This is a genomic window from Streptomyces sp. NPDC057616, from assembly GCF_042800575.1.
GTDB lineage: Bacteria > Actinomycetota > Actinomycetes > Streptomycetales > Streptomycetaceae > Streptomyces.
This window is the reverse complement of sequence record NZ_JBHVGU010000062.1, coordinates 19,681-38,517: the sequence shown is the minus strand read 5'-3', so window position 1 is coordinate 38,517 and position 18,837 is coordinate 19,681. Positions and strand designations below refer to the sequence as shown.

Genomic DNA, 18,837 nt, shown 5'->3' with positions numbered 1-18,837 from the left:
GCAAGTCCGGCGAACACAACCGCCGGAAGATCGTCTAGGGCAGACGTCAAGCATCACCCGACGCCAACCCGTCAAGCATCAACTGAGACTCGACAGGGATGAGGCGCTTGCCGTCGTGGCTCCGTACGTGCGGGCCGTTGCCGTCCAAGGCGTCCAAGAGCCTGATCGCGAAGACCTCGGCCATGCGCTCCGCGACCTCGTCGGGCGTGAGCCACGCGACGGCCGTCGACTCACTTGATGTGCGCTCGATGCCGCCGGAGGGCTTGCAGCGGAAGACCAGGGCCACGACGCCCCGGGTCGTGTTCTTGTAGACGCCGGTGAGCTCGTCCACCTCGACGTGGATGCCCGTCTCCTCCAGGACCTCGCGGGCGACACCCGCCTCGGGGGTCTCGTCGAGTTCGAGTACGCCGCCGGGGAGTTCCCAAGTGCCGTTGTCGGCCCGGCGGATTGCTAGGAGGCGGCCGTCCTCACGCACCACCACTCCGGCCACAGATACGGAGTGCAGTGGCATCGACGACCTTGCTTCCCGTGATGTACTCATGTACAGGAGCATAGGAGGCAGAGAAGGACTATGGGAACCGCAGTAGGAGGAGAGCGGTCCGTACCTCGGTACGTGCAGATCGCCGACGAGATCGTTCAGCAGATCCGGGCGGGGATCATCAAGCCTGGTGACATGGTGCCGAGTGAAGCCGACCTCGTCGAGCGCTACGGCGTCTCCGGCGGCACGATCCGCAAGGCCATGGTCGAGGTGCGCGCGAGCGGTCTTGTCGAGACCCGGCACGGCAAGGGTTCCATCGTGAAGGACCGGCCGCCGGTACGGCACCGCTCCTCCGATCGCTTCCGGCGCTCGCATCGGCAGGGCGGCAAGGCCGCGTACCTCGCCGAGTCCGCGCAGTCCGGCGCCACGGCCAAGGTGAGCGTCCTCTACATCGGGCCGATGGAGGCCCCGGAGGATGCCGCCCAGCGATTGGGGGTCCCCGCCGGCACTCAGGTGCTCGCCCGGCGTCGGCTCTACTTCCGCAACGGCACGCCTGTTGAGACCGCGACGTCATACCTCCCGTGGGACGTCGTCAAGGAGATCCCGGAACTGTTCGCCGAGAACCCCGGCGGCGGTGGCATCTACGCCCGACTCGAGGACCACGGGCACGAGTTCGCGGAGTTCGTTGAGACGCTGCAGGCGCGTCCCGCCTCCAAGGCGGAGGCGTCCGAGCTGGCGCTGAGCCCCGGTGCGCCGGTGGTTCACCTGATCCGTGAGGCCCGTACGACCGAGGGTCTCGTGGTCGAGGTCTGCGACACGCTCATGGCCGCTGACCAGTTCGTTTTCGAGTACCGGATCCCCGCCGCCGACTGACGCGCACCCAACTCCCCGCAGCCCGTCGCGAGTTCTTCTTCGCGGCGGGTTGACTCATGTATAGGAGTCAGGCACTCTTCTTCATGTCACTCATATACATGAGTGACGGAGTTCAGCATCTCTACAGGAGTGATCTGCTGTGCGTCAGATTCCCGTTGACACCTCCGCCGCGACCGTGATGGTCGCCAAGACCCCGCAGCCCAAGGTCAAGGACCGCCGTACCGGCGAGATCGCCATGGACGCCGAGACCGGCGCCAAGATGATGACCGTGGACGTGATGTTCGCGGCCAACGACGAGGTCGAGATCCTGTCCATCACCGTCCCGGAGCCGGGCATCTCCGGTGAGCTGGGCATGGGTACGCCGGTTGCCCTGACCGGTCTGATCGCCCGGCCGTGGGAGAACGAGTTCAACGGCCAGAAGCGGCACGGGATCGCTTTCCGCGCGGTCGCCGTGACCTCGCTCGCCGCCGCTGCCTCGAAGCCGAAGGCGGCCTGACCATGACCTGGTTCACGGTCGCGCTCGTGCTGGTCGTCGCTGCCGCGGGTCTCCTGCGGTGGCGGCGCCCCGCCTGGTACTGGCTGGCCTTCGGCGCCGTCCTCGCCATGCTGCGGGTCCTAGTCCAGTACGGCTCGGTCATGGACGCCTGCGGCCTGACCGTCCCGCCTTCGCGCTGGCGTCTCACCCTCGCCCGGGTCGCCAACCGGCCCGTGCCGGAGTCCCGCCCGCCGCGCATTCTGCGGATGCGGCCCACCCGGACCGGCCTGGTCCTGCGCCTCAAGCTCCGGCCCGGACAGGACGCCTTCGATATCGCCGCCGCCTCCGACCGGCTACGCCACTCCTTCTCGATGTACGGCGTCACGTCCCGCGAAGTCCGCTCGGGCATCGTCGAGTTGAGGATGACCGGCTACGACGTCCTCAAGCGGGTGCAAATGCCCGCTCAGACCGACACGACACCGATGCGGGTCCCCGTTGCGCTGCGCGAGGACGGTGCCGTCCACTACCGCGACTACCGGGCCATCCCGCACGCCCTCACCCTCGGCGCCACCGAGTCCGGCAAGTCCGTCTACCAGCGCAACCTGGTCGCCGGGCTCGCCCCGCTGGACGTCGCCCTGGTGGGCATCGACTGCAAGCAGGGCGTCGAACTGTTCCCGCTGGCCCGCCGGTTCTCCGCGCTCGCCGACAACCCCGACGCCGCCGCCGACCTACTCGACGCACTCGTCCAGCACATGGAGGGCGTCTACCACCTGATCCGCGCCGAGCAGCGCATCACCGCCGACGTCCCGGACGCGGAGATCGCCGCCGACATCTGGGACCTGCCCGCCGAACTGCGGCCGGTGCCAATCGTGGTCCTGGTCGACGAGGTCGCCGAACTCGCCCTGTTCGCCAACAAGGAAGAGGAGAAGCGTCGGGACCGGATCATCACCGCGCTCGCCCGGCTCGCCCAGCTCGGCCGTGCCTCCGGGATCTACCTGGAGATCTGCGGGCAGCGCTTCGGCTCCGAACTCGGCAAGGGCATCACCATGCTCCGCGCCCAGCTCACCGGCCGCACCGCGCACCGTGTCAACGACGAATCCAGCGCCAACATGGCCTTCGGCGACATCGCCCCGGACGCCGTCCTTGCTGCGATCCAGATCCCAGCCGACATGCGCGGCGTCGCCATCGCGGGCGATTCGACCGGTGGCTGGCACCGCATCCGTGCCCCGCACACCTCGCTGCGGCAGGCCGTGAACACCTGCAACCGGCACGCCGAACGCACCCCGGACCTGCCCGCCCTGGCCCCGTTCCGGCCCGCGCTCGGCCATCTGAAGCCGGTCGATGCTCCGGCCGTCGAGTCCTCCCCGGCCGCCGCCTAATCCCACCCCCCGCACCCCGGTCGGCGCGACCGTCTCGCGCCAGGTCCCTACCCCCTCCATGCCGAAAACCAGGAGGAAGCCCATGAACCGCAAGGACGACACCACCGCTGCCGCCGAACTGGAAGAACAGCGCCAGGCCCAGACCGACCGGCGCCACGCCGACTACGGCAACTGCGACCCGGTCGGCGCGGAACTCCTCATGGCCGATGACAGCCTCACCGCGCGCTGGCTTGAGCGTGTCGCTGACCGCCGCTCGCAGGGGTGAGCGGCATGTGTGAGCACTGCGAGGACTTCGCCCGCACCGTCATCATGCTCGGCCAACTCGCCCTCTACGCCGACATGTTCGGAGCCGACCTCGACTTCGTCGACACCGTCGGCCCGTGCCTGGCCGCATCCCTGCCGGAGCCGCCGCCCGGCCTGTTCCCGCCCGGCTACGACCCCACCGACGGCCCGGAATACCCCGGCGAGGGGTGGTGACCGTGACCCGCTCGATCCGCCCCATCGTCCTCGCCCTGGCCGTGATCGTTGGTTCGCTGTCCTTCGCCCACCTGCATGACCTCGCCGCGGCGGCCGGGCAGGGCGGCTGGAAGGCCTGGGCCTATCCCCTCTCGGTTGACCTGCTGCTGGTGTGCGTGCTGCACCGGCTGCGCATCGACCGGTCCGTGACGGCCTGGTTCTGGTTCCTGATCGCCCTGGTTGCCTCGCTCGGCGCCAACATCGCCACCGCCGGACTCCTGGACCTGACCAGCCCCCCGGCCTGGCTGCGCATCCTCGTCGCCGGATGGCCCGCCCTCGCCTTCCTCGGCAGCACCCTGCTCGCCCACTCGCCGACTCCGGCCGGGGACCGGGTGCCGGTTCCGCCGGCACCCGCAGCCCCGGCCCCCCAACCCGACATCGAACCCGAACCCGCCCCCGTCCCGGAGCCGGTCCCGGCCACCGACAAGCCCCCGGCACTCCCGGCCGCCGACCGTGCCCCGGAGCCTCCGGCGGTCCCGGTTCCGGCCGCGCTCGTCGAGCACGCCCGCAAGGTCGCCGACGACCACCGGACCCGTACCGGGGCCCCGATCGACACCGACACCCTGCGCGCCCGCCTCGGCGTCCCGCCCCACCTCGCCGACGCGATCGCCGCCCAACTCGCCTGACCAGGAAGGAGAACCACCCGCCATGCCCGCTCGCGACCACTTCCACTCGCTGATGCAGATCGGCCCCGTGCAGATCGGCACCCACCGCGACCGCCACGGCCAGACCAGGCACGCCGCCGTGTGCACCGCCGACCGCTGCGGCTGGTCCGCCGACTACACCAGCCAGACCGCCGCCCAGCTCGCCGCCCGCACCCACCGCTGCCGCGTCCGCTAGGAGATCGCCATGGACGTCCCGCTCTGGTTCGCCCTGCTCGTTGTCGGCTACCTCGGCGTCAAACTCATCCGCCCGCCCGCCTGGCTCATCGCCGTACTCCTCCTCGGCGGCTTCCTCCTCGCCGACAGCGTCCTGGCCCCCGCGCTCAACGCCCTCGTCAAGTAGCCCACTCCAGAAGGGAGTTCACCCATGCTCCGCCCGAAGCTCCCGACCATGCCGACACCGACCGGCCGCGTGAGCCCGCCCGCCGTCGTCGAGCCGACCGCCATCGTCCCCAGTGCGCAGGCCCCGACCGCGCGGCCCGCCCCGGTGGCCCCGGCACCGTCCCGGCCGGTGGTCCAGCTCACCCCCGGCACCGTGATCGCCCTCGTCGGCGGCGGCACCGCCGTCGTCCTGGTCGTCGGCGCCGTCCTGGTCTCGCTGCTGCTCGCCGTGGCCATCACGGGCGTCTCGGTCGCCGTGGTCGCCGTCGTCCTGCGTTCCCTGCTGGCCTCCGAGGCCAAGCACCGCTGACCGGCCCCCGGAGCGGCCTCAACCGCCAAGTCTCGTCCGCTCCGGGCGCCGTCCCTGCCCGATCCAGAAGAACCGGAAGGAACCTCCATCATGACCGGCCCGACCCCGGCCACCGCCACAACCGACCGGATCTGCCCGAACTGCGACGGCTTCGCCTCCGCTGCCGTTACCCTCGGCGGCCGCGACCGGCACGGCCACCTGCGCACCATCACCGCGCACTGCCCGGCCTGCAATGGTCTCGGCGTCACCCGCACCCGCCGCACGCGGGAGGGCGCCCGTGTCTGACGAGCTGCTCGACCCGACCACCCTCGGCGACCTGCTGAGGGTGGCTTCGGCCTCCGACTACACACGCTGGGAAGACCAGGTCCGCCGCACTGGCGGCTGCGCCGACCCGATCCACCTGACCGGCTGGGTCCTCCGCAAAGACAAGACCACCGGCGAGACCCTGCACCACTACTCCACCGAGTACGAGCCGGGCGGGCGCCTCCGCGTCGCCTGCGGCAACCGCCGCGCCTCCCGCTGCCCGGCCTGCGCCTGGACCTACGCGGGCGACACCTACCACCTCATCCGCGCCGGACTCGCCGGAGACGACAACCGCGACATCCCTGCCACCGTCCGCGACCACCCCCGCGTCTTCGCCACCCTCACCGCCCCGTCCTTCGGCCCGGTCCACAACCGCCCCGACCGAGGCGCTTGCCGCTGCGGCACCCGCCACACCGCCGACGATCCCGCCCTCGGCACCGCTCTCGACCCGACGTCGTACGACTACGCGGGCGCCGTCCTCTTCAACAACCACGCGGGCGACCTGTGGCAGCGCTTCACCACCCGCCTACGCCGCGAGATCGCTGCCCGCGCCGGACTCCCCCGCCGCGAACTCCCCAACCACGTACGGGTCTCATACGGCAAGGTCGCCGAGTTCCAGAAACGCGGCGCCCTCCACTTCCATGCCGTGATCCGCCTCGATGGCCCCGAGGGACCCGACACCCCACCGCCCGCTTGGGCCACGGTCGACCTCCTCACCGACGCCATCCGCGCCGCCGCCGGACACTCGTACACCTCGGTCTCCGTCCCGGCCGCCGACGACCAGCCCGCCCGTACGTTCCGCTGGGGCATACAGCTCGATGTACGCCCCGTGAAGGCCTTCGGTGACGGCTCCGACATCACCGAACAGGCCGTCGCCTCCTACGTCGCCAAGTACGCGACCAAGGCGGCCGAGAACACGGGCACCCTCGACCGACGCATCGGTGAGCTCTCCGAACTCGACCGCCACCAGGTCCCGGACCACACCCGCCGCCTGATCGAAGCGTGCAAGGCACTCGATCCGCTCTACCCGGACCGCCGCCTCTGGGCGTGGGCTCACATGCTGGGCTTCCGTGGCCACTTCAGCTCCAAGTCACGCCGCTACTCGATCACCCTCGGCGCCCTCCGCAAGGCACGCGCCGACTACCGAGCCGCCCAGGAACGTGAAGCGCTCGGCCTGGACGACCACGAGCCGGACACCGTCCTCGTCCTCACCGACTGGCAGTACGCCGGACACGGCCACACCCCCGGCGAATCCGCCCTCGCCGCCACCATCGCCCGCGACCTCCAACTCGGCCGAGAAACAGCCCGGGAAGAACTGCGCACGCTCGTCGACGAAAGGGAGTGGTGACCATGGCATCAGAGCTGCCGAACCGCTTCCTGACCCCTGACGACCTGGTCGAGATGTTCGACCTGCCCAGCATCGAGACGGTCTACCAATGGCGCCGCAAGCGCACCGGTCCCCGCGGCTTCCGCGTCGGCCGGCATCTCCGCTTCGACCCGGAAGACGTACGGGCCTGGGTCGACTCCCAGCTTGAGGGGGTCGCTGCCTGATGGCCGGACACGTCCAAGACCGCTGGTACAAGGCCGAGGTTGGCCCGGACGGCAAGACCCGCAAGGTCAAGACCGAGCGTCATGGCACGGGCCTGCGCTACCGCGCCCGCTACGTCGCCCCGGACGGGACGGAGAAGTCGAAGGGCTTCCCCGACAAGCAAAAGCGGCTGGCCGATGCCTGGTTGACCAACATCGAAGCGGACATGGCGCGCGGGCAGTACATCGACCCGCGAGCGGCGCGGATCACCTTCCGGGAGTACGCGGAAAAGTGGCTGGCCGCGCTCACCATCGACCTCACGAGCCGGGCCGCCGTGGAAGGCCGGTTGAGGCTTCACGCGCTGCCCTACCTCGGCACGCGCCCGGTGGGCTCCTTCCAGCCGGAGCACATCCGCGACTGGAACCGCCAGCTCGAAGGGGCCGTGTCGTCAGCCCAGTACCGACGCCTGATCTTCGACGCGGTCTCCTCGGTTCTCAACGCGGCTGTAGATGACCGCCTGTTGGCCTCGAACCCGTGCCGGGCCCGATCGGTCAAGGCACCCCGTCCCCTGCCGACACGCGTCCATCCGTGGTCCGCTGAGCAGGTGTTCGGCGTACGGGCCGGACTACCCGACCGCTACCAAGCCATGGCCGACGTCGGCGCCGGGTGCGGCCTGCGACAGGGCGAGATCTTCGGCCTGGCCGTCGACAACATCGGGGACCTCGGCTGGCTCTACGTCCGCCAACAGGTCAAGAAGGTTCGCGGGACGCTCGTCTTCGCCCCGCCCAAGCGCGGCAAGCTCCGTGACGTCCCTCTCGATCCCGAGGTGTCGGCCGCGCTGCAGGAGCACATGAAGCGGTTCCCGCCTGTCGAGGTGGCCTTGCCATGGCTCAGGCCGGACGGCCCGAAGGTCACGCACCGGCTGATCTTCACGAACAGCGTCGACTCCGCCATCTGGAGCCAAGGGTTCAACGATCAGTCGTGGAAGCCCGCGTTGGCGTCCGCCGGGATCATCCCCGTCCCCGAGAAGGGGCAGCGGTTCGCGGTGGCACGCGAACACGGCATGCACGCCCTACGCCACTTCTACGCCTCGGTCCTCCTGGACGCCGGAGAGAGCATCAAGGCCCTGAGCCTGTACCTCGGTCACAGCGACCCGGGGTTCACGCTCCGCGTCTACACGCACCTCATGCCGTCCAGCGAGACCCGGACCCGGAAAGCAATCTCCGCGATGTACCGGGCCGCCGGTCACGCCCACGACGGCCCAGAGACGGCCCAAGCCGCCTGACACGGCCCCTCATCGGTGGGAAACCTGCTGGTGAGGGGCCTTTTCATGCCCTCCGGCGGCAAGTAACACCCCATCTTGCCTGACGTCCACCCTGCGATGGAAACCCGTATGGCGGTAGGGCGCTGACCTGCGGCTCAGCGGTGAGCGCCACGCTCTCCCCTTCCAGGTGGAGCGGCCGACGGTCCGCCGATGTCGAGAACGTGCCTCCGGCTCCGTCCCAGGGGCATCAGCGGCACGAGCGGCCGCACGAGGAAGCGCGGGAAAGAAGGAGAGATCACCATGGCGGTTCAGCGGATGGACAACGTCGGCATCGTCGTCGAGGACATGGACGCGGCCATCGCGTTCTTCGTGGAGCTCGGTCTGGAGCTGGAGGGCAGGGCGGAGGTCCAGGGCCCCGTCGCCGACCAGTGCACCGGGCTCGACGGCGTCCACTGCGACATCGCGATGGTCCGGACCCCGGACGGTCACAGCCGGCTCGAGCTGGCGAGGTACCGCAGCCCGGCGGCGATCAGCGACGGCCCGCGCGACCGGCCGCACAACATCCTGGGCACGCACCGCGTCATGTTCGCCGTCGACGACCTCGAGGACACCGTCGACCGCCTGCGCCCGCACGGCGCCGAACTCCTCGGCGGGATCGCCCGGTTCGAGGACAGCTATCTGCTCGGCTACGTCCGCGGCCCGGAGGGCATCATCGTCGGCCTGGCGGAGCAGCTGCGCTGAGAAGCCGGGCAGCTGCGCTGAGGACGAGGCGCGTGGGCGGGCAAGTTTTTCTCGGCTGCGTGTCGATCGGCGGGGCTCCCGTTCGACGCCTGGGTGGAGGCGCGACCGGCGGAGCGGAATCCGGGCAGGCCGCGGCTCTGTGATCGACAAGCGCCGTCCCGTCACCGATCGACCGAATCACCGAATCACCGAATCACCGAGGAGACGTCATGCAGATCCGCGCCCGTATGAGCATGAGTGCCGACGGCTACGTGACCACCCCGAACGGGTGGCCCGCCCTGACCGCCGACCCCGCGTTCGTCTCCGGCGAGAGCCACGGCATCCGGGAGTTCCTCGAGGACTGCGAGGCGGCGCTGATGGGCCGCACCACCTTCGAGCCCGCGCTGACCAACAGCCGCTGGCCGTGGCCGCGCCTCGACGTGTTCGTCCTCGGCTCGCACCGCCCGGAGGGCACCCCCGACCACGTCACCACCGACAGCGACCCGGTGCGGCTGCTGGAGAAGCTCCGCTCGGCCAACCGGGGCGGCGACGTCCACCTCATCGGGGGCCCGCGGACGATCGGGACCTTCCACGCCCTGGGCGCGCTCGACACCCTGGAGCTGGTCGTCCTGCCGATGCTGTTCGGCGGCGGGATGCAGCTGACGCCCCTGCTCAGCCCCGACACGGGCCTGACCTTCCAGCGCGAGCGTGCCCTCCCGGGCGGCTCGGTGGAGATCGTCTACTCCTGCCAGGGCGCCCGAACCGACCTCCCGAGCAAGCCGGCCAGCCAACGCTGAGCATCTCTGACCTGTGGTTTCCTGGGACAGTCGCGGTGGGCGGCATTCTGAGCAGAGCGAACGTCGCTGGTGAGAACGTCGAGGTGTCCTGATGAGATCCGAGGTCAGCTCGTCATCGACGCAGACGGTCTTCCCGAAGCCGGAACGGATGGTTCACGAGGCCCGGCAGTCCGTCGCGCGGTCCCTGGAGATGCGGAAACAGGCGGAGGCGATGCGCGTCCGGGCTCAGGCGATGTGCGACAAGAACCACCTGATGCTGTCCGACCTCCGCTCCCGCGGGGACGTGGCGGGCCACGAGCCGGCCGAAGAGGCACCCTCCTCCGGGTGACCACGGCTCACTGCGCGCCGCCGTTGCTCGCACGGCACCCAGTCGCTCAGCCGCCGCACGTCGCGCCAGGCGCACGCACATTAGGCGCACGTGACGCTAGGCGCCGGTGGCACTCTTCGTGGCCCGCTGGGACAGCAGCAGAGCGGTCACGGCCGCCGCCCCGACCACCCCTGCCGACCAGACACCGCGCGAGGACCGCCAGGACAGCACCGACCACTGCGACTGCGCCGACAGCACCGATCCCTTGCTCAGCCAGGAACCGGCCGAGATCAGCGACAGTGTCGAGCCGATCGAGCCTGCGGAGAGGGCGCTGCCGATCGAGCCGACGGACAGGGCCGAGCCGACCGAGCCGATCGAGAGCACCGATCCCACCGACCCGATCGACAGGACCGAGTCCTTCGACCACAGGGACAGCACGGAGCCCGAGGCGTCACGGGGCGTCGGCAGTGCGGGTGGATTCACCATGGCCCCATCCTGCCCGCCGCACGGCCCGGCCGACGCCCCGACGGCCGGATCGACCCGAACCCGTGCCGCCGAAGACGCCGACGGCCCGTACCGGAGGTGGCACCCGGTCGCCCGTTCAGTCCTGCGTCGGTGCGTTCTTCCTGCCCAGGAACACCAGGGCCGCGCCGCCGATCAGTACGAAGGCGATGGCGATGCCCGCGATCAGCGGGGTGGCGCTGGAGCCGCCGGTCGCGGCGAGGTTGGTGTCGTCCCCGGTGCCGCCCACCGTCGCGGGGCTCGGCGCGCTGAGGATCTGGGTCGTGTCGCCGCTCTCGGTGCCCTGCGTCTGGCAGTCGAGAACGCCGGCGAACCGCTTCCCGAGGCCACCGGGCCCCGTGATCGTGAAGTCGTACGCCTGGTCCTCGCGCAGCGGGATCGTCACCGTCCGGGACTGCCCGCCCGGGATGGTGTACTCGGCCCCCATCAGCTCGAAGGTGAACGCCGCGTCGCCCGTGTTGGCGGCGGTGACGTCCAGGCCGCCCTTGGTGCAGTTCTTCACCGCGGACAGTGCCGGTATCGCCCCCTTCTCCGCCCACGTCGCGCTCGCGGGTGCCGAGACCGTCGACTCGCTGGAGCCGGCCAGGATCTGCGTCTGGCTACGGGTCTCCGAGGTGAAGGCGCGGCCCACCGGCACGGTGGTGGACGCCTGGACGGTGATGTCGGCCGATCCTGCCGGGGCGTCCTCGGGCACGTCGAAGAAGATCTGGCTGCCGTTCACCGCTGAGGTGATCGGCTTGCCGTCCTTGCCGACGATCCGCACCCCGCTGGTCGCCGCGTCCGCCGGTGGCGTCACGGCCACGCCGGCCGCGTTGGTGTGCACGGTCACCGGGCCGAGGCGCTCGCCGGGGTGGCCGGAGACCGCGGGCGGGCTGAGCGTCAGCGACGCCCTGGGCTCCGGCAGGGAGACGGCGCTCTTCCGGAGGTAGTCCGCGAGCCGCTCGGCCTGCGGGTCGACGGCGTCGACGTCCGCCCCGTCCGAGTAGCGCCAGATCGCCACCTGGGTGCCGGCCGCCGCGTCCTGCTCGGTGAGGCCGCCCTTGACTCCGGCCTTCGCCGCCAGCGTCGCCAGGTCGTTGACCTGCGGGTAGGAGTTCTGCAGGATCCAACGGATCTTGCCGGCCTCGTTGTTGGTCCCCAGCGAGGTGCCGCTCCACGCGGTCTCGTGGTACTTCGCGTCCCGCTGGGTGGGGTTGTGGATGTCGACGCAGTACGTCTGCAGGGTGCCGCCCCCGTCGACGGACATCTCGAACAGGCCCGCCGAGACCTGCTGGTCCCCTCCCGCATCGTGGATCACCGCGGTGCCGTACGTCTTGAGCGCGCCTATGGTGGCGGTCGCCCCGCCCTGGCTCTGTGTCGTCTGCTCCGCGTCCGCCGCGGCCGTACCGGCACCGGCGAGCACGCCGACGGCCACGAGACCGGACGCCAAGGCCGCGGCGGCGAGGCGAGCAGTTCCTCGCCCGCGCGCGGACCGCGCGGAGAAAGAAGAAAACACCACATTCCCCTTCGAGCAGGACCGTTGACGTGGGGGGTGTGGTCCCACCAGCAGAATCAGAAGCCCCAAGAGCTATGCCCGGCATCCTAAGGACGCGGCGCTCCGCGCTCGCCGGTCATACCGTCGGACAAGAGATCCGAATCGGAATCGTTATCGCCGGCACGGCCCATGAGCAGGGCTTATCGACAAATCCACCGGATCGTTCGGAACGCATTCGCCGATAAGCCGCAGTACGGTCAGCACGGGACAGGAACTGACATCACGTCACTGCCGCCGGCTCCGCGGCCCGTTGGACCGATGCCGCCTCCGAGTCCCCTGGCGGGGTTTCCCAGTTGGGCTCCGGCTGCTGCTGGGCCGCGGCGGCCGCACCGGCCTCCAGCTTGCCCGTGCGCCGGAACGCGGAGGTCCCCCGGGTGAGGTCGTGACCGATCGCCACCGCCTCGAGGTCCGCCGAGGTCCAGTTCTGCCCCTCGCGCACCTCCGAACGCACCTTGAGCCTGCCCTGCACGATGACGGGGTCGCCGACGTTGAGCGAGCCCGACACGTTCATGGCCAGCTGCCGCTTGGCCCACACCGTGAAGAAGTTGGTGTGGCCGTCGGTCCACTCGTTCTTCTCCCGGTCCAGATAGCGCGAGGTCACCGCCAGCCGGAAGCGCGCCGACGACCCCGTCACGAGCTCCCGGAACACCGGCTGCGTCGCCACGTTCCCCACCGCGCAGATGATGGTCTCGTTCATCACGACCCCTCCCTCGCCCGGCCGCCGGGACCGGGCGGACATGCCTACGGGCCCGTCCCGTACGGCTGCGTCTGCCGCGGCGACCGTGTGTGCCGTGATCGCCGCAGAGCCAGACTGCCTCCGCCGGGCCGGGCCCGCTGAGCCCTGTGGACCGTCCACCGCCTGTGGACAACTTCGTCACCCGCGCGAGCACCCCCACGACCACTCTCGCGAGCACCCGCACACCCCGGACGCGCCCCGGGACGACCAGCCGGACAGCCCGGAGGACGCCGCAGGACGACCCTCACGAGTGATCACGATGCGAGGAACCGGCCGTCACACTCCTGCCGTTCCGACCCCCGTCACCCGCCCGTACTGCTCCCGCACCTCCCGGTACCGCAGCAGCTCGGCCGCCACCGGATCCAGCACCCGGGCCCTCCCGCACCCGGCGGCCGCCTCCCGCAACCGCCGTTCCGCCTCGGTGCCGTAGCGGCGGGCGGGGCCGCGGGCCGCCATGCGGCAGCTCCACTCGACGATCGGCCCGCCGACGATCCCGGCCAGCATCAACAGCACCGGCACCCCGAGGTTCGGCGCCATGAACCCGATGATCTGCCCCAACAGCCACAGCCCGCCGAGGACTTGGAGCAGCGTCATCGACGCCTGGACCAGTACGGCCGCCGGCCACCAGCCGGGCCGCGGCGGCCGGCCCGGCGCCAGACCCGTACGCGTCGCCAGGGAGTCCAGCGCCTCGGGCAGCCCCTGGGATCCGCGTACGGCCGCCTCGCGCACCGCCTGCGCCCAGGGTGCGGGCAGGCCGGTCGAGGCGCGGTCGGCGAGCGTCCGTACCGCCTGCTCTACCCGCTGCCGTGCCGTGGCCTCCTCGTCCGTCTGGGCGCGCAACGGCAGCCGCCCCGTGGCCGGTTCGGACCGGTCCTGGTACCACCGCCACAGGCGCAGCCAGGGCGTTCCACAGGCGCGGTTGGCGTTGCGCAGCCATGCGCGTTCCGCCGCCTCGCCCGCGGCGGAGGCCCCCACCGCGTCCGCGAGCCGGGCGGCGAACTCGTCCCGTGCCTCCTCACTCAGACCGGTCCGCCGCCGCGTGGCGTAGAGCGGCCTGAGCCCCGCCGCGGCGGTGTCCAGGTCTGCCGAGATCCGGCGCGCGGGCGCCCCGCGCTCCGCCACGAACTGGCCGAGCGCCTCGCGCAGTTCACCCACTCCCTCCCCGGTGAGCGCGGACAGGCCGAGCACCGTCGCACCGGGCTCGCCGTACTCGCCCAGCGCGATCCCGTCCTCGTCGAGCAGCCGCCGCAGGTCGTCCAGGACCTGTTCGGTGGCCTCGCCGGGCAGCCGGTCGGTCTGGTTGAGGACGACGAACATGACCTCCGCGTGTCCGGCCATCGGCCGCAGATAGCGCTCGTGGAGCATCGCGTCCGCGTACTTCTCGGGGTCGACGACCCAGATGACGGCGTCGACGAGGGCCAGGACGCGGTCCACCTGCTCGCGGTGCTGCACGGCCGCCGAGTCGTGGTCCGGCAGGTCGACCAGGACGAGCCCGCGCAACTGCGCCTCGGCCTCGGGGTTCTGCAGCGGGCGCCGGCGCAGCCGGGGCGGGATGCCGAGCCGCTCGATGAGGCTCGCCCCGCCGTCGCTCCAACTGCACGCGATCGGCGTCGCGGTGGTGGGCCGCCGTACGCCGGTCTCCGAAATGGGCACCCCGGCCAGCGCGTTGAACAGCTGCGACTTGCCGCTGCCCGTCGCGCCCGCGATGGCGACGACGGTGTGCTGCCCGGACAGCCGGCGCCGCGCCGCCGCCTCGTCCAGCACCCGGCCGGCCTCGGCGAGCGTCCGGCTGTCGAGCCGGGTACGGGAGAGCCCCACGAGTTCCCGCATCGCTTCCAGCCGCGACCGCAGGGGGGCGTCGTACACGAGCGGGCCCGCCACCTGGGCGCCGTATCCCCGGGTCTCCACGGGGAGGACGTGCTGCGCCCCGGCGCCGTCCTCGCTCACGCGCCGCGCGATCAGCCCGTCGTCCCAGGCACCACCGGAATCCGCGGCGTCCGTACGACCGGAGTCCGTACGGCCCGAGTCCGCGCGCGCGGAATCCGCACGGGCCGAGTCCCCGCGACGGGCCGAGTCCCCGCGACGGGAAGTGTCGCCGCGCTCCACGCGCGCGTGGCCGTCGTTCTCGCGCACGTCGCCCTTCTCCTGACGCCTGCCCTTCCCGAAAATGCGCCTCCCGGTGTTGCCCTTTCCGGACGGACTCCCTTCGGAGGAGCTCCGGTCGGACGGGCCCCCTTCGGAACTGCCCTTCCTGGAGGAGCCCTTGCCGGAATCGCCCGCGTCCCCGGAGGCACCGACCTCCCCTGCAGCCCCGGAATCGCCGTCCCCGGGGGGCGTCTTCCCGGGCGTGGCCTCCTCCGAGGCGCGCTCGTCGGGACGTTCGCCCCCGGTGGCGCCCTTGTCGCCTGCCTGATCGGCGTGATCCGTGTGGTCCTGGTCAGTGACGGCAGTCACCGGTCACCTCTCCTTCTGCAGTACGGACAGCGCGGCGATGAGTTCGGCCTGGGGTTCGGGGTGGACGTCGAGGGCGTCGAGCGGCGCGAGGCGGCGCTCGCGTTCGGTGTGCATGACCCGGTCGAGGTGCTCGGTGAGCAGCCGCCCGCCGCGGTCGCGCAGCCGCAGCGCGCCGTGCGCGCCCAGGCGCTCGGCGAGCCCCTCACCGGCCGAGCGCGCCCGGCGCCCGCCCAGCAGCACGGTGGCGACGAGTACGGCGATGAGCTCGGGGTCCGGCGCGACGTTGCGGTCGAGCTCGCGCACCTCCTCCTCGGCGTACTCCTCCAGTTCGCGCCGCCACCGCCGTACGGCGAGCCCGATGCGGTGCTCGGCGCTGTCCAGGGACGGGTCGCGCTCGGTCAGCTCCGGTGCACGCGCCGCGGGTTCACGCCGCCAGGCGTCGTCGACGCGCTCGTCGGCGGCGGCGACGGAGCACAGCAGCAGGGCCGCCAGGCTCTCCACGAGTGCGTCGAGGAGCTCACTGGCGGAGCAGTCCAGCGGGAACGCGCGCCACCGCTTCAGCGCGTCCCCCGCGAGCACCGCGCCCGCCTGCAACCGCCCCCGCACGCGCGCGTGCTCGCTGTCGTACGCCGTGTCGACGGCGGAGGTGAGCCGGAGGGCGGCCGCGTACTGGGCGGCGGCGGCACTGGCGAGTTCGGGCATCCGCGCCTTCAGGGAGTTGAGCACCCCCTGTGCCGTTCGGGCCATGACGTGCTGACGGGCGGCCGGGTCCTGCGCCAGGTGCACCAGCCAGGTGCGCAGCGAGGCCACGGCGGTGGCCGGCAGCAGACCGCTCCCCCAGGCGGACTCGGGCAGTTCGGGCACGGTGAAGCGCGGCACGTCGCCGAGGCCCGCCTTGGTCAGCAGCGCGCCGTACTGCCGGGAGACCTCGGAGACGACCTGGTGCGGCACCCGGTCGAGCACCGTCACCAGGGTGGCGTCGTACTCCTTGGCGGTGCGCAGCAGATGCCAGGGCACCGCGTCGGCGTACCGGGCCGCCGTGGTGACCATGATCCAGATGTCGGCCGCGCAGACCAGTTCGGCGGCCAGGACACGGTTGTCGGCGACGAGGGAGTCGATGTCGGGGGCGTCGAGGAGGGCGATGCCGCGCGGCAGCGTGTCGGCCGTCTCGACGCGCAGTACGCGCGCGGGGTCCTCCCCGGGGAGCAACAGCTCGTCCCCGGCGTCCTGATGGGGCACCCACACGCGCGTGAGATCGGGCAGCACCCTCATCCCGCTGAACCAGTGATGGTCCTCCGGATGGCACACAAGCACCGGTGTCCGCGTGGTCGGCCGCAGCACGCCCGCCTCGCTGACGCGCCGCCCCACGAGCGAGTTGACGAGGGTCGACTTGCCGGCCCCGGTGGAACCGCCCACCACGGCCAGCAAAGGCGCTTCGGGCTCCTTCAACCGGGGCACCAAGTAGTCGTCGAGCTGTGCGAGCAGTTCGTCGCGGTTGGCACGCGCGCGTGGAGCCCCCGCCAGGGGCAGCGGGAAGCGAGCGGCGGCGACACGGTCGCGCAGGGCGGAGAGTGCGTCGAGCAGCTGAGGCCGTACGTCCAAGGTCACCACATGCGAAGAATGCCCAATTTTAGGGGAATTCTGAAGCATATGAGCATGTCTGCGCGCCGACAGGACACAAGGGACGGAAGGGATGACTGGGACGCAGGCACAGTCCAGGCATAACGAGTGCACAACACCCGGTGCGCGAGAGCCCAAAAGCGGTGCACGATTCGTACCTGCCTGCGATTATCAGGACCGCTTCACCGAACCTCCACATCGAGCCACGGAGGCGAAGCAACAGGGACACGGACGTAGGAGCCCTATCCTTGTCCCCGGCAACGTCACGGTTCAGCCCACACCCGGGCACCACGACAGAGGCCACACACCCGGCCCCCGTAGCTCAGTGGATAGAGCAGGCGCCTTCTAAGCGCTTGGCCGCAGGTTCGAGTCCTGCCGGGGGCGCACCGTCTCCGCCCTCCCTCCCGGGAGGGCTTTTTGCTGGCCAGAGCGGATCCCGCCGTCCCCAGAAGAGCGCCAGACCTTCCCCAGTGATCGCAGGGAGCGTCCGGCGCTGTCCGGCTGTCACCGGGTTTCTGCGGGTGGCCATGGCAAATACGTGGCGAAGTGTCGGCTCCACTCAGTGACCCAGCGGCGCATGAGTCGGACGGTGTCAGCGGCGCTACGTACCACTAAAAAGCCAGTGACGGCCACGACCGGCCGCTGCAAGGATCACAAGCATGGACGAACTCCCTGCCGCGACGTCGATAGCCGAAGATCAGCCCATGATGCTGACCTTCCTGGTCGCGCTCCCGTATCCGTGCCCGATGCCCCATGGTGCCATCGTCGGCCGCCACTTCAGCGAGGAACTACGTGGGCTGCAGGGCGTCAGCATGCGCATGAGCCCGGACACACCCGATCTGCCCGACGACGCGACGAGCCGAATTTTCGTGTCCCTAAGGTTTTGGCAGGTAAGGGAGCGCGTGCCGGTCGGGGACATGCACCTGGACGCGCTTTCGCAGGTAGCCGTCGAGATCGCAGGCGGGGAGCCGTTCTCGCCCTCAGAAGACCTTGAACGGGAGATCGACTCGTATCGCACGGTGGTCGAGATGATCACAGTCCAGAACGCGGATGTGTGGGCAGCTGACGAGAAGGCCGCGGTGGACGATGCCCTGGACCGATGCTTCGGCGTGCTGTCGGACGTGTCCTCCATGGCACGGCTTGTGAAGCATCGGGGGCACCCCATCGCGACGAAGGAACAGGTAGCCGTCGCTTTGTGGTTCGGCCGGCCCCCGACGTCTCCGTCTTATAAGACCGGCATCGGAGGCATCCTGATGCTGACCCCTCCCACCGACCCGGTTAGGGAAGTCTTCGAAGAGCCGGAGATGAATCGCCTAATGGCTCATCTAAAGCGGGTCTGGGATGGCTCACCCCTTGAGCTCGCTATGGACCGCTCGCTAGAGGCAAGCACCTTCATGCGGCGCGATGGTGACTACGGGAATGCAGTCATTCACGCTGCGTTGGCCTCCGAAATCGTCCTGGACAGCACCCTTGCTCTGCTCCTCTGGGAAGAGCAGCTTCAGGCACCGACCATCGATGCTGCCATCGCCGCCTTCGATGAGTCCCGAGGGGGCCTGACAACACGAGTCAGACGCGAATACGCGCCGCGACTCGGCGGTGTCTGGGATCCCGAGAAGAGAGGCCCGGTGCAGGCCTGGGCCCGCGACCTAGCACGCCTGCGAGGTCGTGTAGTCCATCGCGGATATCGCCCGACCGAAGCCGAGGCAGTGGCCGCTCTGTCTGCGAGTGATGGGCTTCTGGACTTCATCAAGGAGCGCTTGGCCGCCAAGGCCAGGAACCACCCGCGCACGGCCTTGCTTGTACTTGGTGAGCCGGGCCTCCGCAGGTTGGGCGGCTGGAAAGCGGCAAAGGCATATCTTGAGGCCAGTCAGCATTGCCCTGACGATTGGTTCCGTGAATACGCTGCTTGGCGAAGCCAGGTAGACGCCGCTCGCTGAAGGGCGCATCGCAGAGAACGAGGCTGCGTTGGGGGTCCCCT

General features: G+C 70.6%; 23 protein-coding genes and 1 tRNA gene. 18 read left to right on the top strand and 6 right to left on the bottom strand.

The features are described 5' to 3' along the window. Positions 1–46 precede the first annotated feature (46 nt). Positions 47–553 (bottom strand): NUDIX hydrolase, encoded by a 507-nt coding sequence (locus tag ACFU97_RS43555; RefSeq protein ID WP_384268194.1) that lies wholly within the window; start codon positions 551–553, stop codon positions 47–49. An 18-nt stretch (positions 554–571) separates the two neighbouring features. Here ACFU97_RS43555 and ACFU97_RS43550 point away from each other — a divergent pair, with 18 nt between their 5' ends. The 16 genes from ACFU97_RS43550 to ACFU97_RS43475 all read left to right on the top strand — a co-directional run bounded on the left by ACFU97_RS43550 (position 572) and on the right by ACFU97_RS43475 (position 10,014). Then, positions 572–1,351, top strand: coding sequence for a GntR family transcriptional regulator (locus tag ACFU97_RS43550; RefSeq protein ID WP_384268191.1), 780 nt, complete (start codon positions 572–574; stop codon positions 1,349–1,351). Positions 1,352–1,490: 139 nt separating this feature from the next. Then, positions 1,491–1,847 carry a hypothetical protein gene (locus tag ACFU97_RS43545; RefSeq protein ID WP_384268188.1) on the top strand — a complete coding sequence of 119 codons (357 nt, stop codon included), beginning with the start codon at positions 1,491–1,493 and terminating at the stop codon, positions 1,845–1,847. Positions 1,848–1,849: 2 nt separating this feature from the next. Further along, entirely contained in the window at positions 1,850–3,205 is a 1,356-nt protein-coding gene (locus ACFU97_RS43540; protein ID WP_384268186.1) for an FtsK/SpoIIIE domain-containing protein, read from the top strand. Positions 3,206–3,287: 82 nt separating this feature from the next. Next, on the top strand, positions 3,288–3,470 hold the full coding sequence (locus ACFU97_RS43535; protein WP_384268183.1) for a hypothetical protein: 183 nt from the start codon (positions 3,288–3,290) through the stop codon (positions 3,468–3,470). Positions 3,471–3,475: 5 nt separating this feature from the next. Beyond that, on the top strand, positions 3,476–3,682 hold the full coding sequence (locus ACFU97_RS43530; protein WP_384268180.1) for a hypothetical protein: 207 nt from the start codon (positions 3,476–3,478) through the stop codon (positions 3,680–3,682). 2 nt (positions 3,683–3,684) lie between these two features. Beyond that, the gene (locus ACFU97_RS43525; RefSeq protein WP_384268177.1) at positions 3,685–4,347 is read left to right on the top strand and encodes a DUF2637 domain-containing protein; all 663 of its coding nucleotides are present in this window, start codon (positions 3,685–3,687) and stop codon (positions 4,345–4,347) included. A 22-nt stretch (positions 4,348–4,369) separates the two neighbouring features. Continuing rightward, a complete protein-coding gene (locus ACFU97_RS43520; RefSeq protein ID WP_384268174.1) occupies positions 4,370–4,561 on the top strand; it encodes a mobile element transfer protein in 192 nt (63 codons plus the stop codon). Between the two features lie 9 nt (positions 4,562–4,570). Continuing rightward, positions 4,571–4,726: a hypothetical protein gene (locus tag ACFU97_RS43515; protein WP_384268171.1), complete on the top strand. Its 156-nt coding sequence runs from the start codon at positions 4,571–4,573 to the stop codon at positions 4,724–4,726. A gap of 24 nt (positions 4,727–4,750) precedes the next feature. Next, complete coding sequence (locus ACFU97_RS43510) at positions 4,751–5,074, top strand: SpdD-like protein (protein ID WP_384268168.1); 324 nt, start codon at positions 4,751–4,753, stop codon at positions 5,072–5,074. Between the two features lie 90 nt (positions 5,075–5,164). Further along, the gene (locus ACFU97_RS43505) at positions 5,165–5,359 is read left to right on the top strand and encodes a hypothetical protein (protein WP_384268165.1); all 195 of its coding nucleotides are present in this window, start codon (positions 5,165–5,167) and stop codon (positions 5,357–5,359) included. Then, a complete protein-coding gene (gene repSA, locus ACFU97_RS43500; RefSeq protein WP_384268162.1) occupies positions 5,352–6,725 on the top strand; it encodes a replication initiator protein RepSA in 1,374 nt (457 codons plus the stop codon). Before ACFU97_RS43505 ends, repSA begins: the two co-directional genes overlap by 8 nt. Positions 6,726–6,727: 2 nt before the next feature. Further along, positions 6,728–6,928: a helix-turn-helix transcriptional regulator gene (locus ACFU97_RS43495; protein WP_384268160.1), complete on the top strand. Its 201-nt coding sequence runs from the start codon at positions 6,728–6,730 to the stop codon at positions 6,926–6,928. Next, positions 6,928–8,190, top strand: coding sequence for a tyrosine-type recombinase/integrase (locus tag ACFU97_RS43490; RefSeq protein WP_384268158.1), 1,263 nt, complete (start codon positions 6,928–6,930; stop codon positions 8,188–8,190). Before ACFU97_RS43495 ends, ACFU97_RS43490 begins: the two co-directional genes overlap by 1 nt. 279 nt (positions 8,191–8,469) lie before the next feature. Then, positions 8,470–8,910 (top strand): VOC family protein, encoded by a 441-nt coding sequence (locus ACFU97_RS43485; protein WP_384268156.1) that lies wholly within the window; start codon positions 8,470–8,472, stop codon positions 8,908–8,910. A gap of 209 nt (positions 8,911–9,119) precedes the next feature. Next, positions 9,120–9,686: a dihydrofolate reductase family protein gene (locus ACFU97_RS43480; protein WP_384268154.1), complete on the top strand. Its 567-nt coding sequence runs from the start codon at positions 9,120–9,122 to the stop codon at positions 9,684–9,686. A 91-nt stretch (positions 9,687–9,777) separates the two neighbouring features. After that, positions 9,778–10,014, top strand: coding sequence for a hypothetical protein (locus tag ACFU97_RS43475; RefSeq protein ID WP_384268152.1), 237 nt, complete (start codon positions 9,778–9,780; stop codon positions 10,012–10,014). A gap of 96 nt (positions 10,015–10,110) precedes the next feature. Here the strand turns inward: ACFU97_RS43475 and ACFU97_RS43470 are convergent, their stop codons facing one another. From ACFU97_RS43470 to ACFU97_RS43450, 5 genes are all read right to left on the bottom strand, one after another. Further along, positions 10,111–10,479 (bottom strand): hypothetical protein, encoded by a 369-nt coding sequence (locus ACFU97_RS43470; RefSeq protein ID WP_384268149.1) that lies wholly within the window; start codon positions 10,477–10,479, stop codon positions 10,111–10,113. 115 nt (positions 10,480–10,594) lie between these two features. After that, positions 10,595–12,010 carry a Cys-Gln thioester bond-forming surface protein gene (locus ACFU97_RS43465; RefSeq protein ID WP_384268197.1) on the bottom strand — a complete coding sequence of 472 codons (1,416 nt, stop codon included), beginning with the start codon at positions 12,008–12,010 and terminating at the stop codon, positions 10,595–10,597. A gap of 259 nt (positions 12,011–12,269) precedes the next feature. Then, on the bottom strand, positions 12,270–12,746 hold the full coding sequence (locus ACFU97_RS43460) for a single-stranded DNA-binding protein (RefSeq protein ID WP_384268147.1): 477 nt from the start codon (positions 12,744–12,746) through the stop codon (positions 12,270–12,272). Positions 12,747–13,061: 315 nt separating this feature from the next. Then, entirely contained in the window at positions 13,062–15,239 is a 2,178-nt protein-coding gene (locus tag ACFU97_RS43455) for a GTPase (RefSeq protein WP_384268145.1), read from the bottom strand. Between the two features lie 3 nt (positions 15,240–15,242). Beyond that, the gene (locus tag ACFU97_RS43450) at positions 15,243–16,850 is read right to left on the bottom strand and encodes a dynamin family protein (protein ID WP_384268142.1); all 1,608 of its coding nucleotides are present in this window, start codon (positions 16,848–16,850) and stop codon (positions 15,243–15,245) included. Positions 16,851–17,170: 320 nt separating this feature from the next. Here ACFU97_RS43450 and ACFU97_RS43445 point away from each other — a divergent pair. Together ACFU97_RS43445 and ACFU97_RS43440 are read left to right on the top strand one after the other, a co-directional pair. Continuing rightward, positions 17,171–17,243 (top strand) — tRNA-Arg (locus ACFU97_RS43445). 275 nt (positions 17,244–17,518) lie between these two features. After that, on the top strand, positions 17,519–18,796 hold the full coding sequence (locus tag ACFU97_RS43440) for a hypothetical protein (protein ID WP_384268140.1): 1,278 nt from the start codon (positions 17,519–17,521) through the stop codon (positions 18,794–18,796). Positions 18,797–18,837 lie beyond the last annotated feature (41 nt).